The organism is Dyella terrae, assembly GCF_022394535.1.
Lineage (GTDB): Bacteria > Pseudomonadota > Gammaproteobacteria > Xanthomonadales > Rhodanobacteraceae > Dyella.
Map to the genome: position 1 here is coordinate 80,041 of NZ_CP089414.1, position 16,417 is coordinate 96,457.

At 55.6% G+C, this 16,417-nt stretch carries 18 protein-coding genes and 1 other RNA gene; 5 read left to right on the forward strand and 14 right to left on the reverse strand.

The annotated features are described in order from the left end of the window. Positions 1-6 precede the first annotated feature (6 nt). The 4 genes from DYST_RS24240 to DYST_RS00355 are packed head-to-tail and all read right to left on the reverse strand — an operon-like array spanning position 7 to position 2,391. The gene (locus DYST_RS24240) at positions 7-141 is read right to left on the reverse strand and encodes a hypothetical protein (protein WP_428993945.1); all 135 of its coding nucleotides are present in this window, start codon (positions 139-141) and stop codon (positions 7-9) included. Continuing rightward, positions 131-721 (reverse strand): LytR/AlgR family response regulator transcription factor, encoded by a 591-nt coding sequence (locus tag DYST_RS00345; protein ID WP_239949168.1) that lies wholly within the window; start codon positions 719-721, stop codon positions 131-133. The genes DYST_RS24240 and DYST_RS00345 overlap by 11 nt, the downstream gene beginning before the upstream one ends. Before the next feature lie 14 nt (positions 722-735). Further along, positions 736-1,830 (reverse strand): sensor histidine kinase, encoded by a 1,095-nt coding sequence (locus tag DYST_RS00350; RefSeq protein ID WP_239949170.1) that lies wholly within the window; start codon positions 1,828-1,830, stop codon positions 736-738. Positions 1,831-1,887: 57 nt separating this feature from the next. Next, positions 1,888-2,391 carry a nuclear transport factor 2 family protein gene (locus tag DYST_RS00355; RefSeq protein ID WP_239949172.1) on the reverse strand — a complete coding sequence of 168 codons (504 nt, stop codon included), beginning with the start codon at positions 2,389-2,391 and terminating at the stop codon, positions 1,888-1,890. Between DYST_RS00355 and DYST_RS00360 the strand changes: the two genes are divergently transcribed. Both DYST_RS00360 and DYST_RS00365 read left to right on the forward strand, forming a co-directional pair. Next, the gene (locus DYST_RS00360) at positions 2,357-2,650 is read left to right on the forward strand and encodes an ATP-binding protein (protein ID WP_239949174.1); all 294 of its coding nucleotides are present in this window, start codon (positions 2,357-2,359) and stop codon (positions 2,648-2,650) included. The two genes, DYST_RS00355 and DYST_RS00360, sit on opposite strands and share 35 nt — an antisense overlap. 9 nt (positions 2,651-2,659) lie before the next feature. Next, positions 2,660-2,869, forward strand: a complete 210-nt coding sequence (locus tag DYST_RS00365) for an ATP-binding protein (RefSeq protein WP_239949176.1) — start codon at positions 2,660-2,662, stop codon at positions 2,867-2,869. 730 nt (positions 2,870-3,599) lie between these two features. Here DYST_RS00365 and DYST_RS00370 read toward each other — a convergent pair. Next, positions 3,600-3,962 carry a hypothetical protein gene (locus DYST_RS00370; protein WP_239949177.1) on the reverse strand — a complete coding sequence of 121 codons (363 nt, stop codon included), beginning with the start codon at positions 3,960-3,962 and terminating at the stop codon, positions 3,600-3,602. A 102-nt stretch (positions 3,963-4,064) separates the two neighbouring features. On the opposite strand from DYST_RS00370, the gene DYST_RS00375 reads away from it, so the two are divergent. Next, positions 4,065-5,225 carry an IS30 family transposase gene (locus tag DYST_RS00375; RefSeq protein ID WP_239949179.1) on the forward strand — a complete coding sequence of 387 codons (1,161 nt, stop codon included), beginning with the start codon at positions 4,065-4,067 and terminating at the stop codon, positions 5,223-5,225. Between the two features lie 27 nt (positions 5,226-5,252). On the opposite strand, the gene DYST_RS00380 is transcribed toward DYST_RS00375, so the two are convergent. The 6 genes from DYST_RS00380 to DYST_RS00405 all read right to left on the reverse strand — a co-directional run bounded on the left by DYST_RS00380 (position 5,253) and on the right by DYST_RS00405 (position 8,167). Then, positions 5,253-5,495, reverse strand: coding sequence for a hypothetical protein (locus DYST_RS00380; protein ID WP_239949181.1), 243 nt, complete (start codon positions 5,493-5,495; stop codon positions 5,253-5,255). Positions 5,496-5,715: 220 nt separating this feature from the next. After that, on the reverse strand, positions 5,716-6,186 hold the full coding sequence (locus DYST_RS00385; protein ID WP_239949183.1) for a hypothetical protein: 471 nt from the start codon (positions 6,184-6,186) through the stop codon (positions 5,716-5,718). 132 nt (positions 6,187-6,318) lie between these two features. Next, positions 6,319-6,636, reverse strand: a complete 318-nt coding sequence (locus DYST_RS00390) for a hypothetical protein (RefSeq protein ID WP_239949185.1) — start codon at positions 6,634-6,636, stop codon at positions 6,319-6,321. Between the two features lie 60 nt (positions 6,637-6,696). Next, positions 6,697-7,125 carry a hypothetical protein gene (locus DYST_RS00395; RefSeq protein WP_239949187.1) on the reverse strand — a complete coding sequence of 143 codons (429 nt, stop codon included), beginning with the start codon at positions 7,123-7,125 and terminating at the stop codon, positions 6,697-6,699. Positions 7,126-7,191: 66 nt separating this feature from the next. Further along, positions 7,192-7,485: a hypothetical protein gene (locus DYST_RS00400; protein ID WP_239949188.1), complete on the reverse strand. Its 294-nt coding sequence runs from the start codon at positions 7,483-7,485 to the stop codon at positions 7,192-7,194. A 115-nt stretch (positions 7,486-7,600) separates the two neighbouring features. After that, positions 7,601-8,167, reverse strand: coding sequence for a recombinase family protein (locus tag DYST_RS00405; RefSeq protein ID WP_239949190.1), 567 nt, complete (start codon positions 8,165-8,167; stop codon positions 7,601-7,603). A gap of 303 nt (positions 8,168-8,470) precedes the next feature. On the opposite strand from DYST_RS00405, the gene DYST_RS00410 reads away from it, so the two are divergent. After that, a complete protein-coding gene (locus tag DYST_RS00410; RefSeq protein WP_239949192.1) occupies positions 8,471-10,189 on the forward strand; it encodes a reverse transcriptase family protein in 1,719 nt (572 codons plus the stop codon). 60 nt (positions 10,190-10,249) lie between these two features. Continuing rightward, positions 10,250-10,948: a hypothetical protein gene (locus DYST_RS00415; protein ID WP_239949193.1), complete on the forward strand. Its 699-nt coding sequence runs from the start codon at positions 10,250-10,252 to the stop codon at positions 10,946-10,948. A 381-nt stretch (positions 10,949-11,329) separates the two neighbouring features. On the opposite strand, the gene DYST_RS00420 is transcribed toward DYST_RS00415, so the two are convergent. The 3 genes from DYST_RS00420 to ssrA all read right to left on the reverse strand — a co-directional run bounded on the left by DYST_RS00420 (position 11,330) and on the right by ssrA (position 16,349). Beyond that, positions 11,330-14,392 (reverse strand): metallophosphoesterase, encoded by a 3,063-nt coding sequence (locus tag DYST_RS00420; protein ID WP_239949195.1) that lies wholly within the window; start codon positions 14,390-14,392, stop codon positions 11,330-11,332. 248 nt (positions 14,393-14,640) lie between these two features. After that, on the reverse strand, positions 14,641-15,834 hold the full coding sequence (locus DYST_RS00425) for a tyrosine-type recombinase/integrase (protein WP_239952195.1): 1,194 nt from the start codon (positions 15,832-15,834) through the stop codon (positions 14,641-14,643). A 162-nt stretch (positions 15,835-15,996) separates the two neighbouring features. Next, positions 15,997-16,349: a transfer-messenger RNA gene (ssrA, locus tag DYST_RS00430) on the reverse strand. Positions 16,350-16,417 lie beyond the last annotated feature (68 nt).

The window sequence follows — 16,417 nt, forward strand, 5'->3', positions numbered from 1 at the left end:
TGAAAGTCAGCGAGCCGCCAGCGCGGCCCGCAATTGATCAATGTAGGTACGACTTGTGCGCAATGGCGTGCCGTCCTTGAGGCGTAGCATGCAGTCACGGTTTGGCAGTACCTCCAGCTCGGCGACGCGGTCAAGTCGCACGATGGTCGAACGATGAATGCGCAGAAACTGCTGTGGGTCTCAGGCGTAGACTCAATTTATGAAGCGGCTCGCGCAACAGATGCACCTGTTGCCCCACATGCATCCCTGCATAGTCGCCACTGGCTTCGATCCAGTCGATGTCGCTGGCCTCAACGATTACTGTGCGCAGCCCGACGCGCACGGAAAGCCGCTCGGTCCACTCGTATTCTCCCTGCGCTGACTCCGCATGCCCTCGATGACGCATGGCAGTCCGTGCGCGATCCAGTGCCTCGCGAAAACGCTGATCGTCGATCGGTTTGAGTAGGTAATCCAACGCGTGCAGCGCGAATGCATCCACTGCGAACTGCTCGTAGGCCGTCAGCAGGATCGCAAGCGGACGACGGTCAGGCTCCATATGACGCAATACATCGATGCCGCAGATGCCCGGCATCTGCACGTCCATGAACACCAGATCTGGCTTCAAGGCTTCCATCACCCGCAGAGCCTCATCTCCGTCACCGGCCTCGCCCACCCAGTGCAGATCGGCGTGCGCGGCGAGCCTCGCGCGCACGCCCTCCCGAGCCAACGACTCATCGTCCACAACCACCACTCGAATCATGTGTCGGAGGCCTCTGAAGGCACGTTCCGAGTGGCCAGTCGTAGCGGTATCGCTAGGCGAACCGTGCATGCCCCGTCATCATCCATCGCAAACGTCACCTGGTGACGTCCGGGGTAGAGCGTCTGCAGGCGCTGCTTGACGTTGGCGAGGCCAATGGTCGTCGATGGCTCCGCCCGGGCAGTCATGACTTTGGACATGCCGTCGTTGTGCAGCTCGATGACCAACGCTCCCTCATCCCTCTCCATGTGGAGCCGCAACTCGCCGCCTTCCGGACGCAATGTTATCCCGTGACGGATCGCATTCTCGACCAACGGCTGGAGCAGCAGCGGCGGCAGCAGCGCCTGCAACAGTCCGGCACCCACGCGCAGCGTGACATGCAGGCGGGAACCGAGCCGGGCTTTTTCGATGTCCAGGTAATGCTCGGTCAGCGACAACTCTTCGGCCAATGTCACCTCGCGCTGATCGCTGCGTTCCAGCGTGGCTCGCAGCAAGTCACCGAGGCGGGCAATCATGTGGGTGGCCTCTTCGCCCCGCCCGCCAACGACCAGCGACGAAATACTGTTGAGCGTATTGAACAGAAAATGGGGATGCAGCTGGTACTGCAGCGCGCGTAGCTCAGCCTCGCGCGCCAGAGCGACTGCCTCGGCCTCGCGACGACGGGCCAGCTGCAGGGCGTCGTAGTGCTGCAACAACGCGTGGGCGGCGCAGAAGGCAATGAGCGCCAACCAGCAGCCATCCAGCCCCGCGAAGATGCGGCGAACCTCAAAGTGGCTCACCAGTTGCCAATGCACCGCAGCAGCCTGGGCCGCGGTATTGTTGATGACGGATGGCACATAGGTCGCCAGCAACAGTAGGGGCACGCTGACGCGCACCGACACGTCGCGACGCCACAGGTCGCGTTGCAGCAGGCTGAGTGGCACGACCCAGCACAGGAAACAGGCGGCATAAAACGCCCGGTAGACACCGGCGTAGGCCCGGCCAAGCTCGGGCAGCGCCATCACCGCCATACATAGTGCAATGGGCAGCGAAGCCAGCAGCGAAACCCGCAACGGCAGGCCGTTGCCCAGCCTGGGTGAGGAAAGGCGTGTCATCTGGATCTCTGTGGACGCTGCATCCGCGCGACGGAGCGGCAAAACGTATAGGGTTCGTTAGCGGACGTCATCCATGATGACCGAATACAACATGGCGCTGATCTTCCAGCCATCGCTCTCGCGAACGACCTGCCAAGTCTCCATCCCGTGGTTTGTCTGCTTGCCATCCGCGATGAACCGGTAGTCGAAACAGACTGTACCCACGGTACCATCCGTTTCGATGCGGACGTTATCAAAAGTCTCCTCGATCGCCGCTGGGCTAGTTCCTACGAATTTGGCGAACTTCTCATAGCTGCCGGAATTGAACCGCCAGGCTTCGGGCTTCTTTGCGCGCACAGCGGCCAGCGACGTTTCACCCAGTCCCTGGAACCAGGATCCACCGGGCAGGAACATTCCTCGCATGGCTTCGCCATCCTTCATGAGGATGGCGTGCCTGAAACGCTCCACCAACTGCTGCACCTCCGCGCGTGCCGATGCCCGCGCATCGAGCGGAACCTCTGCTGCATGCAATGGCATGGCAGGCGAGATGAAGAACATCAGAGCAGGCAGCGCAAGCTTCACAGGCAACTCCTCGAAGGAAAGTGTTGCCATTAAGCCAGCCGTACCCAGCGCGAACCAGTCTTATGCGGTGAACCGTGCCCTGTATGCGGTGAACCGTTTCACTAAACGCGACACCAGTGCTCTGGCAGCAAAAGATGCCAAGAACGTCCGCCTGACTAAGCTGCGGTTGTTGATCCTGGGCGACTTTGGCCTAGATCCGCTAACAACATGCGGTCGACCGGACTTGCTTGAGTTTCTGGGTGACCGCGTGGGCAGCTGATCGACCACCATGGCCGATCAGCTGCCCATCAAAGGCTGGCAAGCCTTTATCAAGGCTCCGGCCATTGCCGACGCCATTTGGGATCAACTGATTCATAGCAGCCTCAATCTGACTTTGAAGGGCGAGTCCCAGCGAAAACTGAGACGGGGACATTCATCGACAGATGCCGACTCTGATCAGGCAGCCGTTGCCGTGCAGACTGGCGCGCTTGCGCAATGAACTTGGTGTACGTGTGCATGCTGTCTGGCGTCGGCGTGCAGTGCGCTTGGCGTTTGGTGTGCAGCTCATTGGCGTTTAGCAGGAAGCCGACATTAGCTTGTCCGCCACAACGATCCACTCCTTTGTGGCTTTGCATCAGTGAGCACCCTTTGGTTTAAGCGCAAGCTGCCCTGCAGACCGAAGAAGAAAAGCCCAAAGACTCAACTGCACGACGAGTGAAGCTGTCGCGGCCGGTCGCCAAAACAATGCCACGATCATTGGCAATAGGCCCATGCCCATGAGCAGATAAAGCCAGTACTCCACTCCACGCGCCCTTGCTCCGACCAGAGGCATATAGCGGCGCCTGACGGACATAGAAAGAAGGAAAGTGGGTACGACGAAGAGGAGGAACTCGACGATGGCCACCCCAGCGCAGGCTCCACTCTCCTGCCCAGGACAGAGCCCGAGGCTATCGACCCACCCCGCAAAGTTCAGTCCTACGCTATAAAACGTAATGGCACTCGCCATTGTGTAGAGCAACAGCGTCAGGTAGGTCGCCGTCCAACAGGCAGCTCTAAAGCTCCGGCTTGATGCATCCCCATAAACCCCGAACCGCGATGCCCACAACAAAAAGCACCCAACGGCAGCCAACAATCGCTCGACCAAACCTGTCACGAAGCCCCCTTCGTTACGTGAATCACATCGTTTCCGGCATGTCTGCTATGGGTCGGAAGCGGACGGTTTCTTTAAGTCAGTAATAGCCGATTTCGCGAAGCTTGGTAGCGATATCGAGCACCGGCAGGAGCTTGCCATCGAGATGCCTAAACCAGTCTGGCTCTTGCCAACTCCCATCTTCGGATTGTTCGAGCGGTGGCATCCAGTCTTTATGACGATGAAACGCGTCGGGAATGGACCTCGAAAGGCTCGATAGGTCTTCTTGGCTGAAGGCCCCGCCGATCAGTGCTCTCGCTTTTTTCAAGGCGTCTCGATACTGGGGAACAAGGTTGATCGTGGCAGGAGTGGCCTCGGCGACGGGAATGAGTTCCGCTAGAGACCGCTCCAATACGCGAAGCTGCTCGATTCTGTCGTTTGGCGTGTATCTGTACTCGGTCACCAGGCATCCCCTTCCCATTTCGAAACTGTCTGCTTCGGGTTGCGGATTCAGCCGGTCGTTGCAACACACTAAAGACTGCGCGAGCAGCGGGAGTGTTGCAAGATGTCCCAGCGACCAAAGATTTATTACACCGAAGCCCAGATAGGGCTGATGTGGGATCGATGGCAACGTGGCGAGTCACTTCATCAGATCGCCCGGTCGTTCGATCGACACCATTCGTCGGTACGCCGGATTCTGTCGGAAACCGGTGGCATCCGGCCCGTGGTGCGCCACCGCTCGGCCCGAGTGTTGACGCTTGCCGAGCGCGAGGAGATATCCAGGGCGCTGATGGCAGGCCAATCGATCCGTGCCGTGGCCACGCGATTGAACCGGGCGCCGTCGACCATCAGTCGGGAGATCCGGCGCAACGGTGGGAAGGATCACTATCGTGCTAGCCGCGCTGACCAGCAGGCCTGGGATCGGGCCCGACGCCCCAAGGAATGTAAGTTAGTCCGTCATCGCGTCCTGGCACGCCTGGTAGCCGCTAAGCTGCAGCAACAGTGGGCGCCGGAACAGATTGCCGGCTGGCTCAAACATCGATATCCGGGCAATGAGGCGCGTCAGGTGTCGCACGAAACGATCTACCGCAGTCTCTTCATTCAGACGCGCGGAGCCCTGAAAAAAGAGCTTTTGGCGCACTTGCGGCGTACCCGGGCCATGCGCCGCTCGCGACACCATACGCAGAAGACGGCTGATCATGCGCAGATTACCGGTGCGATCTCGATCCGCGAGCGTCCTGCCGAGGTCGAGGACCGGGCCGTACCGGGCCATTGGGAAGGCGATCTGTTGTTTGGCGGCCGGAACAGCCAGATCGCCACGCTGGTCGAGAGGCACTCGCGCTTTGTCATGCTGGTGCAGGTGGATAGTCGGGATAGCCAGACGGTGACCGACAAGTTGATCAAACACGCACGCAAACTTCCGCAGGAGCTGTATCGATCGCTGACCTGGGACCGAGGGTCGGAGATGGCCCAACATCAGCGCTTCACATTGGCCACCGACATCACGGTTTATTTCTGCGATCCCTACAACCCATGGCAGCGTGGGTCGAACGAGAACACCAACGGCCTTCTGCGGCAGTATTTCCCCAAGGGCATGGATCTATCCGGGGTTACCCAAGCGCAACTCAATGCCGTAGCCAGGCGTTTGAACAGAAGGCCGCGAAAGACTCTAAACTTCGAAACACCGGCCGAACGATTTCATCAATTCGTTGCAACGACCGGATGAAACCGCAGTCGGAAGCGGACATCAAGGTTATTCGACCCAGGTATGGAACCGCCCGACAAGGCACCATCCCCGCAACACAACATAGCCGCCCCCAGCGCCGGTAAACATGGTTACTCCGGATGGTGGATGAGGAATGTTGTTGTAGGCATAGATGTCGTCGTCCGGCGCCATCCGGTCGCTGATGACCGACCAGTCCGCGTATCCATGGAAATGGCGATCCATCCATGCCTTGCTTGTGGGTTGACGAGCCAAGCCGATGCCGGTCGGCATAGGGACGCAATGAAGGGTTGGGTCCCCGGGGCCGTTAACGGATCCAAAGCCTGTTGCCAGGGGAAGCAATGTATCCGCCCCATGTAGGTGCCTCAGTCGAGCCTGTCGGTCTCGCTGCATAGACAGACCCGCTCCATACAGAGCCAATGCAGCGGCGACCAGCGCACTTGATATCCAACCCACGGATTTCCAGTTGATTGTCATCGGCACCCTATATGCCTCACCGCGATGGCCCCACCTGGACGCTTTCCTGACCGTCGGTAGTAACGGAAACCATGATAGTTGCACCCTGCTGATGCTGGGTCTTCAGGTAGGCATCTGCGTAGGTGGTGATATCGATGAGAGCTTCATAGGGACCGCAGTGCCCATCCAAATCCACGACGGCCGTAGAGGGTCGGTCGTTGAGAATGAGGTTGATCGTGTGTAGGGTTTCGTCGGACACGGGCTTGCCCTTGTACGTCATGCTCGACAGGGCCGCTCTGGACTGGCGCGGTTGCACAACGGACGCCTGAATGGAGACCCCGTTGCGGCACTCCAGAGTCAACGCACTCTTGTCCACGCATTTTCCATCCTCGGCACAGGTGGTGTCCTTGGTGACGGCTTGGTGTCTGGGCAACAGGGCATCACCATCCAAGGTCACGGTCAAGGACTTCTCGGCCTGGCCTGCTTCACAGGTGTAAGCCAAAGCCAAGAGTAGGACACCAACGAAAGCGGCTCTGCAAGACATACCTAATCCTTAGATCCGGCAAAGGAGAAATCGTGCCATCAGTGGGGTACCACCGATGCTCCATCAGAACCGTCCGTTTTGGATCGGAAGCGGACCCTAGCGACCGGAAAAATTCCCGCGGAGCCAACCCCGTTTCACTTCGATTTCGGGGCCTAGCTCAGGAAGGCGAACTGCCAATCGATCGAGCGCCACACTCATCTGTTCCGGTGACCCAAACAAGAGAGCCTCGTCATAGGCGAGTGCGATAGCCGCATGCTCTTCATCGCCATGCTCGATCCAGTCCGCAAGTTCTTTATGGATTGAGGCGCCATTGTCAGCACTCTGCCAAACCATCTTGCCAAGCTGATCGGCTATAGAGGAAGCCGTAGCATTTGGCTTCCTGTTTCTGAAAAGCGCTTCCGCAACGTTAGTCATTCTCACTCCCCGATGCCCATCCTGGGATGTCCGCTGTGGGTCGGTAGCGGACCTTTTCACCTACGCTCGATCTTGCCTTAGATACGCCAGCGCCGCATCAAGGTGGTCGAACACCCCGGCTTGCTCAGTGGCCTGCCTCTCAGAGTCCAAGCCAAACCAGAGTGTCGCTAGCGCGCCGGCGCACCCTGGGCCGACGACAATCGCAATTGGCCTGCTTCCAGGTGGGTCAAGGGCCACCTCAATCATGTCGCCCCACTCGTAGGTGAGCTTCGATACATCGATCACCAGGCTTTTATGCCACCAGATACCGGAGGCAACACCGATGATGCCCTTCATGAAGGCCGCATCCGGGTCTCCTGCAGAGCCATCGCGGTAGCGCCCAGAAAAGCTCACGATCAGAGAGCGATTGCTTCTGTAGGGTTCACCGTCCGTCAGGTGAATCTCGTAGTCCATCGAGGGACAAGCGTCCGCCAAGCTCAGCTTTTGCATCACGTCCTTCTAGCTTTCTGTGACTGTTCAAAATGTCTGCATCGGGTCGCAAGCGGACATGCCTGGCTAGCGTTTTTTACGGAACACTAGCCGCTCATCGTCCGACCTTCCAGAATCGTTTGACCCCAGTTTCACCAAGTGCGTGTCTGCGGAACGAACGTCAGGAAAGGCTGCAATGAGCTCGGTCATCGCGATTTCGCACCATTCCTCGTCCTCGTCTAACGGGGTCAGCAACGTGTAATAGGTAAGGTCGAGCTTGCCTTCGGCGGCATCCCACTGAATCGTTGCTGCTTCAACATTGCTCGATATATTGCGCTTAACGATATATCGCGCGGATTCTTCTAGCAGGGCCTCGTCCATGGAATCTCCGCATCACGGTTCAGTTCGTCGCACCCCGGTTATGTCCGCATCGGGTCGCAAGTGGACCTCCCGAGCATAGCCACCAACTTGCGAGCCGGAGAACGATACGATGTGGTCAGGTGGATTCTTGTAGCGCTCGATAGATTGTTGCCGGTCCAACGTTAAACCGTTCTGCCAGCTGGGGAACAGAGAATCTCTCTTCTTCCCTTAGCGTCCTGATCCGCTTGCACTGCTCAGGCGTCAGGGCTCGCTTTCGTCCAAAGGTCACCCCCTTCTCTTTGGCCTTGGCGATACCGTCAGTTTGCCGTTCCGCTCGTATATCGTTCTCGAACTGGGCGAAAGCTCCAAGCAGACTAAACATCAGCATCCCCTCTGACGTACTGGTATCAATCGCCTGATCCAAGACCTTAAGGGTGACGCCCTTCTTTTTGAGTAGGTCAGCGATCTTCGATAGATCCAAGATGGATCGAGCCATGCGGTCTAACCGGCTGATCACTAGCGTGTCTCCATCCCGAACGAACTGAAGACATGCCTGAAGCTCGGGGCGACTGTCCGCCTGTCTTCCTGACCGCTTCTCGGAAAAGATCCGAGTGCAGCCAAAACCCTTCAGCTTGTCGCGTTGCACATCCAGCGATTGCCCGGCACTGCTTACCCGGGCGTACCCAACAATGGCCTCAGTCATTATCTAAACTCCTAGATGATTTGATATTATCATTCTGATAGGAGATTTGATAGATCCTTGGGCAGCTATCGGAAGGTATACATTTTGAAAATCGTCCGGTTGATCTAACGAACTAGTGCACGTGGCGGCGGCGCCTCTTGAGGGCGGGCAGAACTAGTGAGGCAGAAAGGGAGCGCTATCTGTGAAAACCCCGACCGAATGAATACCATGGCGACGGGGGCGGCCGCTGTTCAAGGTCTCGGGGCGCGATTCGCGTCCGCTATAAAGTGACCACTCGCTTTCTGGACTCGACCGCCCCCGCTCATGACCAAACAGAGAACTCGGCCGCAAGTCGTTTTCCGGTTAGCAAACGTCGAGGACGTTGAGCAATTGTCGAGAGCGCTTGGCGTTCCAGTGACTATCTTTCGCCGAGTTGTGAGCAGCCAGAAGCCGGAAGAGCTCTATTTTCTACATACCATTGCTAAGAAGAACCCCCGTTCGGCAGGTGATGTACGTAGAGCGTGGGAGTCTCGCGACGAGGCCCTCGCTCGAGCGCATAAATCGGTAGCTAGAAGACTCGACGCCTTCGCCCGGCAGCAGGCAGTTGGCTACCCACATTCGGCCGTTCACGGATATGTTCGTGGTGGCTCAACGCGAAGTAACGCGACGCCACATTGTGGAGCACGAGTGCTTGTGCGCGCGGACATAGAAGAGTTCTTTCCGACGATTACATCTAGACGTATAGCTAAGATGCTCCGTTCCTTGGGGATGCAGATGCTCCCGGCTCGGCTTCTCGCCAAGTTCGTGACTATCAATGGGCTGCTTCCTCTTGGCCTTCCCGAGAGCCCAATCATTTCAAATCTAGTTTGTCTCGATATGGATCGAGAACTGCAAGCCATGGCGGACGAGAGGGATCTTCGATACACGCGGTACGCAGACGACATAACATTTTCAGGGTACGCCAACCTCCCTTCGAAAGAGGACATTCGTCATCTTTTAACGGGTCAAGGATTTCGCCTGTCGGATCGAAAGTTCCGGATATCGAAGCGTGGTCAAGCGCATTTTGTCACCGGCTTGAGTGTCTCTGAGCGAGACTACCCCCATGTTCCGAGAGAGATGAAACGGAAGCTCCGCCAAGAGCTCTATTTTTGTGAGCGGTTTGGATTGGATGTACATGCTATTGAGCAAGGAGAGACATCCCAGAAGACTTTCAATCGCCTCTATGGGTTGGTCAACTATGTGTCATATGTGGAGCGACGACAGGCCGATCGGCTTCATCAGAAGTGGGGACGAATTGTCCGGAGGGAGCTAGGGGAGGCGGCATATGCCACCGTTCAAGGGAGGGAATATCGCGACATCCACTTAATAGTGGACGAAAGTGAGTTCAAGATCGGAGAGCAGAAGTACTTGGCGATTTGCGTGGTGCGATTGAGCGAGCTCGATCGTAAGCAGCGGGTTGTACGAAAACTGTTGCTCGATTATGTGACAACGCTGGGGGCCAAGGGTGAGATAGATGCGCTCAAGGACGTTGGGGTGCACTTTACTGAGGTGCATTACGATTTGAGAACCAAGACCCTCGATTTGATGCTTGAGATGTTGTGGAGCGCATCAGTCCATTTCGCCAAATATGAAAGTGGAGAGGACTACGAGTTTACATGGCTGAAGCTATTCAAAGAGGCCATGCACCAAGAGCTAGTTACTGCCGACGGAATTGGCCTTGAGGTATTGGTTGAGGAGAATGACAAGGTCAGCTCGTCAGCGCTGAAAAGCATTGTTGACGCTCAGTATCAGCATATGGAGCTCGCAGGGTCGCGCCGTCCTAGGGTAAAGCCGGATGTCAAACGGGTCGGAAAAAGTGACACTCCCATCCTCACCCTTCCGGACTTCGTTCTTGCTGCATTTCGTCACAATGTGCTTCAGGTCGCCGATGAAAGAGTCCTTGATTTCGAACGGATTCGGGACAAGGTGCGGTATATCCACGATCATGATCTAGATGCTTTCTATACACGCAAGAAACCTTTCGTTGAGGTAGGGAGTGCCTAGTCGATCAAGCCTTTGCCCTCCAGAGGACTTGCCCGCGTTATATCGGAGTAGGTCGAAACGATGAGCCACGCTCTCGCTAAAAACGCACTCTTGAATTCGCTGTCCATGTATTTCTCATCGAAGAGGACGGCTTTGCGCTCTGCACTGCAATTGAGGTCACCACTTTCCGTCGAGCAGGCTGAAGATCTTCGGGTGCACTACTCGAACTACTTTATCAATCTGATGTCGGGCATTGACCTCGTACGGGATAGCGATCAGCTCAGCTGGAAAGCCTTCACGGAGGACTTGGAGGCGAAGTTTGTCACGCCTCAAGCTTCCGATGGAAAGCAGAACTATTGGTATGTCCGGGAGCTTCGAAATTCCATAGTTCATCGAGGGATGAACATCTTCTCGGCCGCGAGTTTCCGAAACAACGTCCCGCTGCTCATTGCACCACAGACTGTGACCAATCCTGACGGCACGAAGGTCTACAGGCGTTTCGGGGTACTGCTTATCCAAACCATCGGTCTATGCGAGGTGGTGATTGGTCCACTTCTTGAGGAGCACTTGGGAAGGGCTGGGCTCTTCAGCATCCAGATTGAACCTGAAGTGTGGCGGGAAGATATGGTTACCTCCGTAGAGGAGGCCGCTGACTTCGTCCCCGAGTGGGTCAAAAAGATGCTGCCGGAGGCGCTGGAGAGCGTTGATGCTGCTGTGGTCCACCAATCCACTATCGACAGGCTCAAGAGCGTGCTGAAGCCTTGTCCGCTGACCATTTAGGAAGCGACGCATACTGAATGCGGCAGATTGCCCACAGTGGCTGTCGTGATCAAGCGGCAACCGACCGGTAACTAGAAGTTTCAAACCCAAAAATGAAAAGGGCTCGCATCGCTGCAAGCACTTGAATCAATAGTGCCGTGGCGTGCCCTAGCTGGCCATGCTGCCGTATCAAGGCGAATCTCAAGAATTAGGAACAGGGTTTGAAGCTCTCGGACTGAACTCCATCCTTCAAAATGCTAGTGACGCGACCTCATGCTGCTCCCCATCCCTGTAGTACTCGAGGGCACACTGGCGTCTTTTTGGCCGAAAGCCGACTCTCTCATCGTGCGAGTCAACGATCGCTCAGCGGAAAAGAGGGCGAAACGCCCCCTCGTTAGTTGGTTAGGCGAGTTGAGTTTCCTGGCGCCCGAACGATACCGTCTGTTGGAACTTGATGGGAATGCCTAGTTTGTCGTGTAACCAGCGCATGTCGGCTGTCGAAGTTTTGAACATGTACAGCCTATGGAAAACCAGATTCTCGACAATACGGAGCGCAATGAGGTTGGTCTTGCAGTCCTTGTAAACGGACTCCAGTTTCTTTCGAGGGAAGTCGCTGGCAGAGTCGAGGAGGGTTGCAAGTTCAATGATTCGATTAGAAAGGTGTTTGTTGCCGTCGACAAATGACTCGACGTCTTCACTCAGATCAGGCGATGTTGCGTTCTGTGCCGCCTTAATCACCAATGCGAAGGTGACCATTTCAATCGCCACCGAAACTATCCGGCGAGTCATGGCCTGTCCTTGGGTGTCCGTGATCTCTTTCTTTCTACTCTTCAACGCCTCTTGTACGCCGTTGAATAAGGACTCTGAGCTGTTAACGATGGTGTCGAAGAAGCTCCTTAGAGCGCGCATGTTGCCGTCAAATATCTTCCCGACTAGCTCCCGCTTCTTGGTTCGCGGAATGCGGGCATACTGATCTTTTAAGAGCTGGCCAAGAATTTCTGACGTCTTCGCAAGCATGACGATCTGTGATTGGAGGCTCAAGTCTGCGCCTTGTTCGCGCTTTTCCATTAGGCCGTCGTGATGCTCGCGCTTGTCAGCTTCTTCGGCAATTTCGTCGCGAAGCTCAGTAGGTGAGTGACTCGACTCAAAGACCAGCTTGGGTGATTCGAAGATGAAGTTGTTTACGTTGCCAACATCATCGTCAAATCGGACTGGTGCCTTGTCACCAAACAACTTTCCGAGTACTCGCGCAATCTGCTCTATAACGGAATTGTTGGAAACATGATGCGCGAGGAAAAGCATGGTATTGGCGTTCTCGCGAACGTATAGATGGTCGCAACACTCACTTACGTACTTTAGGATCTCCGGATCATCCAGATGCATCGAGAGGTATCGACCCTTGAGGTAGAAGTAGATGTAGGGGTAACGGATCTCATAGTCTTGCCCGACCTCTCTTAGTACCCGGGCTTCAAGTAGGACAGTTAAATACTTGTCGAAGTCAGTGGTCATCCACTCGTTCGAGAAATCGTCGTTGAATGCCCTTAGTTCTGTTCTCGAAAGAAGGGTTCCCTCACTTTGGTGGAATCGCCAAGACAGATACGTGCAGTACTGAATGTAGTCGTCGAGCTTTTCCGGCCTTACTCCGGCGCCCTGTAAGGCGGTACCCAGCAAGACTAAGTAGTAATGTCCTAGAGCGCTGTTCTGCAGCTCGTTGCTCCGTCCAGCCTCCACGCTATGTAGCAACGTAAGGAGGAATAGAGGAGAGTGCGGAATCAGCGACTTATCCATGACGCCCGTCAGTAGGCGCTCAGCTTCATGGTATTTGCCGATGAAGTCGCGTTCATCTAACGAATTGTCCGCGCCTAGTGAAAGCCAGCGCTTTATGAGTTGGCTTCGTTTGACATTGCCGAAGGGTTGTATGTGGAAATGCTTGAACTCTTTTAGAAGCTCGGCCGTGTTCGCATCCACCGCTTCCTGCATTTCGAATGTGGAAGAGACAGTGGCGACGACATACTCAAAGCGCTGCTTGAAGAGCTCAAGCACCTTCGCTCGGCCTACCTTGTCCACGATGCCAGATTCGTCGAAGTTGTCCAAAAGAAGTACTTTTTGGAAGCGCGATGTACTCGCGAATCCCTTGGCAGTCGTCGCTTCGTACTGAGCTGCCACTGACTGTCGAATCAGCTGATCTATGTCTTTCTCGTGCGTGGAATCTATCTTCGACCCATCGATAAGTACCGGAAACAGCCCTTGGGCATGGTGACTCACATAGAGCTGATACAGAAGAGAGCTTCGCCCGGATCGCTCATCACCGGAGACGAGTACGCCGCATCTAAGCTCATCGCTGATTTGAAGGGTCGATGAGTTTATGAGCTGGCGAACTTTACTAGTCAGCTGATTGGCAGGGACGAGGTCGGGGTAGACGTATATGTCCGAGAGTGCCATCGAATCCCGGCCGGGGGTGAAGAGATATGCACCGGGGTCGTTGAGCTTCTCGAGGTGATTTTTCTTTAGTTTGCCAACAAGCTCGGCTTTCTGTGGCAGCGGGCGGTAGTCTAGCCACGCTCCCTCCTCTCGCGTGGAGTAGGCTCCAGCTTGATATTCGAGCCTGTGAGCTTGATACCGCACATTCGCTGTATCAATGGCGATGACGTTGAAGCCAGTGCTTGTTAGATTGCCTTTGTGCTCTTGAAGTACGCACCCCTCAATATTCACCGATGATCCCGCGTCGATATCGTTGATCTCAGTAACACCAGCTAGATGCTCATGGCCAGAGATAACCATGGTGGCTCGATCGCGCAAGAAGCGGCGGTAGCCGGCGTATATGTTCTGATTGAACCAGTTGACGGGATGATGCATCACGAGGATATGCAGATCCTCGGGGTTCCTTTGTTTGTTCTGATAGCGCTCAAACGGAAACAACATGCGGCCGGGTTCTTCGCGAAGCTTCGACACCCACGCAATGTTCATGCCTTCAATGACGACGTTGCAGTCCCTGCCCGGCACACGGTACTCATGCCAGAGTCGATCGGTTCTGTGGGCGTCTTTGCCTTCTATACTTTTTTGGAACTGAAAGAAATTCTTCTGAATCTCTGTGCAAACGTTGATGACAGAGTCATCAATGGCGCTGACGCCATTGCTCTGAAGGTATTGAACGTTGTTGCTTCGAGATTTTGACTCGTTCTGAAAATCACAATCATGATTGCCGGGGACTACAAAGACGCCGACCTTGCGGCCTGCCTCGGCACTCAATTTTTCCACGATCTCTTGAAGAAATGTCTGGGCAAGCTTGTATTGCGATTGCGTCCCTGAGTAAGCGATATCGCCAGATACGATCAGGACGATGTGATCGGCCCCGGGCAGATATGGATATACGGCTCGAGAGATTTCGTCTGTCTTCGTCAGGATGGAATTGTTGGTTTCATCATCAATATGGATGTCGCTGAGTTGAACTAAGACAACCTTCACTGGATTCCCCTTTGTCCTTTCCTTTTGTCTTTATGATTCATCCACTGGTGCTCTGTGGATCCTTACATGCTTCGTCGCATCATGCGATTGGCAGGTGCGAGTCGTTCGGCTCGCTTTTTGGGCTGGCCCGTTCGATCATACCGGCGAATACCTCGGTGACTCGGTATGTCCTCGGGTATATACACCCATTAGAATGCCGGATTGACATACCGAATTTTGTGCGAAGAAAGAGGGATATAGGCTCCTTCCTAGGCACCATTTAGCTTTAGGTCGTCCAGATAGTTTGCCCATGCGATCATCATTTCTCGGCGCTCTGAAAGATGGGCTGTGCGGTTGTAGGCTCTGCCGTTTGGGTCTCGCACCGTATGCGCAAGCTGATGTTCGATATAGTCGGGGCGGAACTGAAGAACCTCGTCTAGAATGGTACGGGCCATCGCGCGAAAACCGTGGCCGCTCATTTCCTCTGTAGCGAATCCCATTCTGCGAAGGGCCGATAGCACGGCATTGTTGCTCATCGGGCGCTTTGGGCTGCGAGAGCTAGGAAATAGATACGGCCCAGTTCCGGTGAGAGGGCGAAGCTCGCGAAGAATCTCAATCGCTTGCGGCGCGAGTGGCACTAGATGTGAGACGCGCATCTTCATTTTTTCAGCAGGGATGTTCCATTCGGCTTTGTCTAAGTTGAACTCGGTCCACTCGGCATGCCTCAGTTCTCCCGGACGGACGAACACAAGCGGGGCGAGTTTGAGCGCACACTTGGTGACGAATGTGCCTTGGTAGGCATCGATTGCACGTAGCAAGCCACCAATGGCAGTTGGATCAGTGATTGCGGCAAGGTTCTTGGGCTTAACTGGGGGCAGGGCGCCACGCAGATCGGCCACTGGGTTGCGCTCGGCTCGTCCAGTTGCGATGGCATAGCGAAGCACCTGTCCGCAGTTTTGCAGTACCCGATATGCGGACTCGACGGCGCCGCGTTCAACAACGCGATTCACAGTCGTCAGAAACTCTTTGGCTGTGATGTCGGCAATGGGGCGGCTACCCAGCCAAGGAAAAATGTCATTCTCCAGCCTGAGCATGATGCGGCTTGCATGCAGTTCCACCCAAGTGGAAGACTGCTTTCCGTGCCATTCGCGTGCCACAACTTCAAAGCTATTCGCTGAGCGTTCTTCGCCAGCAGCTTTAGTGGCCTTTCGTTGCTCGCCGGGATCGATGCCAGATGCTAGTAGCTTGCGTGCAGCATCACGCCTCTCGCGTGCCTCTGCGAGGCCGGTATCGGGAAAGGTGCCAAGGGATAGACGCTTTTCCTTGCCGCCATGGCGGTACTTCAATCGCCACCATTTGCCGCCGGCAGGTGAGATCTCCAGATACATGCCGCCGCCATCGAATAGGCGCTGGGTCTTACCCGTGGGTTTGGCTTTGCTGATCGCTACGTTCGTTAGGGGCATGGGGGCAACTGTGAAGGGTGACATCCTTGTTGCCCCCGATATTGCCCCCAGTTGCCCCCGGATTTCAAGGAATCTCGCGGGACGTCACTGGACAAAAAAAGGCCGGAACCTTTGCTACTGCTAGGGTTTCCGGCCTTCTTAGTACGTCTGAGGACGCTTTATTGGTGGAGGTGGCGGGAGTCGAACCCGCGTCCGAAGGCGTTTGACGCCCGGTACTACATGCTTAGCTCGCCGTTAGATCTCGTCCCGCGACAGCACAGCGTGCAAAGCGCATCGAAGGACCAGCCTGCTTGATTTAACCCTTACCGACAGGCGGCAGCTTCGGGCGATCTCGTGATAATGACCCTACATCCACGAGCACGAGCACAAGTGGGTTCGGGGCTAGGCCTTAAGCGGCCAGAGCGTAGTTGTCGTCGTTGGCAACTATGAGTTTTGCCGCTGGATTAACGAGGAAAGCTGCCCCCTCGGCATGCACCAAACTATCTCACTACCCCCGTCGAAGCCATGACACCCCCGGGGAAACTGACACTGAAGCTGGTCAGTCAGTATATGTAGGTAACCGGGCTTTCATCAAGGTGGCATG

Coding starts and splice junctions, on each gene's coding strand:
- DYST_RS00350 (WP_239949170.1), bottom strand. CDS start 1,830: ATGACACGCCTTTCCTCACCCAGGCTGGGCAACGGCCTGCCGTTGCGG.
- DYST_RS00360 (WP_239949174.1), top strand. CDS start 2,357: ATGAAGAACATCAGAGCAGGCAGCGCAAGCTTCACAGGCAACTCCTCG.
- DYST_RS00365 (WP_239949176.1), top strand. CDS start 2,660: ATGGCCGATCAGCTGCCCATCAAAGGCTGGCAAGCCTTTATCAAGGCT.
- DYST_RS00375 (WP_239949179.1), top strand. CDS start 4,065: ATGTCCCAGCGACCAAAGATTTATTACACCGAAGCCCAGATAGGGCTG.
- DYST_RS00380 (WP_239949181.1), bottom strand. CDS start 5,495: ATGCCGACCGGCATCGGCTTGGCTCGTCAACCCACAAGCAAGGCATGG.
- DYST_RS00390 (WP_239949185.1), bottom strand. CDS start 6,636: ATGACTAACGTTGCGGAAGCGCTTTTCAGAAACAGGAAGCCAAATGCT.
- DYST_RS00395 (WP_239949187.1), bottom strand. CDS start 7,125: ATGCAAAAGCTGAGCTTGGCGGACGCTTGTCCCTCGATGGACTACGAG.
- DYST_RS00400 (WP_239949188.1), bottom strand. CDS start 7,485: ATGGACGAGGCCCTGCTAGAAGAATCCGCGCGATATATCGTTAAGCGC.
- DYST_RS00405 (WP_239949190.1), bottom strand. CDS start 8,167: ATGACTGAGGCCATTGTTGGGTACGCCCGGGTAAGCAGTGCCGGGCAA.
- DYST_RS00410 (WP_239949192.1), top strand. CDS start 8,471: ATGACCAAACAGAGAACTCGGCCGCAAGTCGTTTTCCGGTTAGCAAAC.
- DYST_RS00415 (WP_239949193.1), top strand. CDS start 10,250: ATGAGCCACGCTCTCGCTAAAAACGCACTCTTGAATTCGCTGTCCATG.
- DYST_RS00425 (WP_239952195.1), bottom strand. CDS start 15,834: ATGCCCCTAACGAACGTAGCGATCAGCAAAGCCAAACCCACGGGTAAG.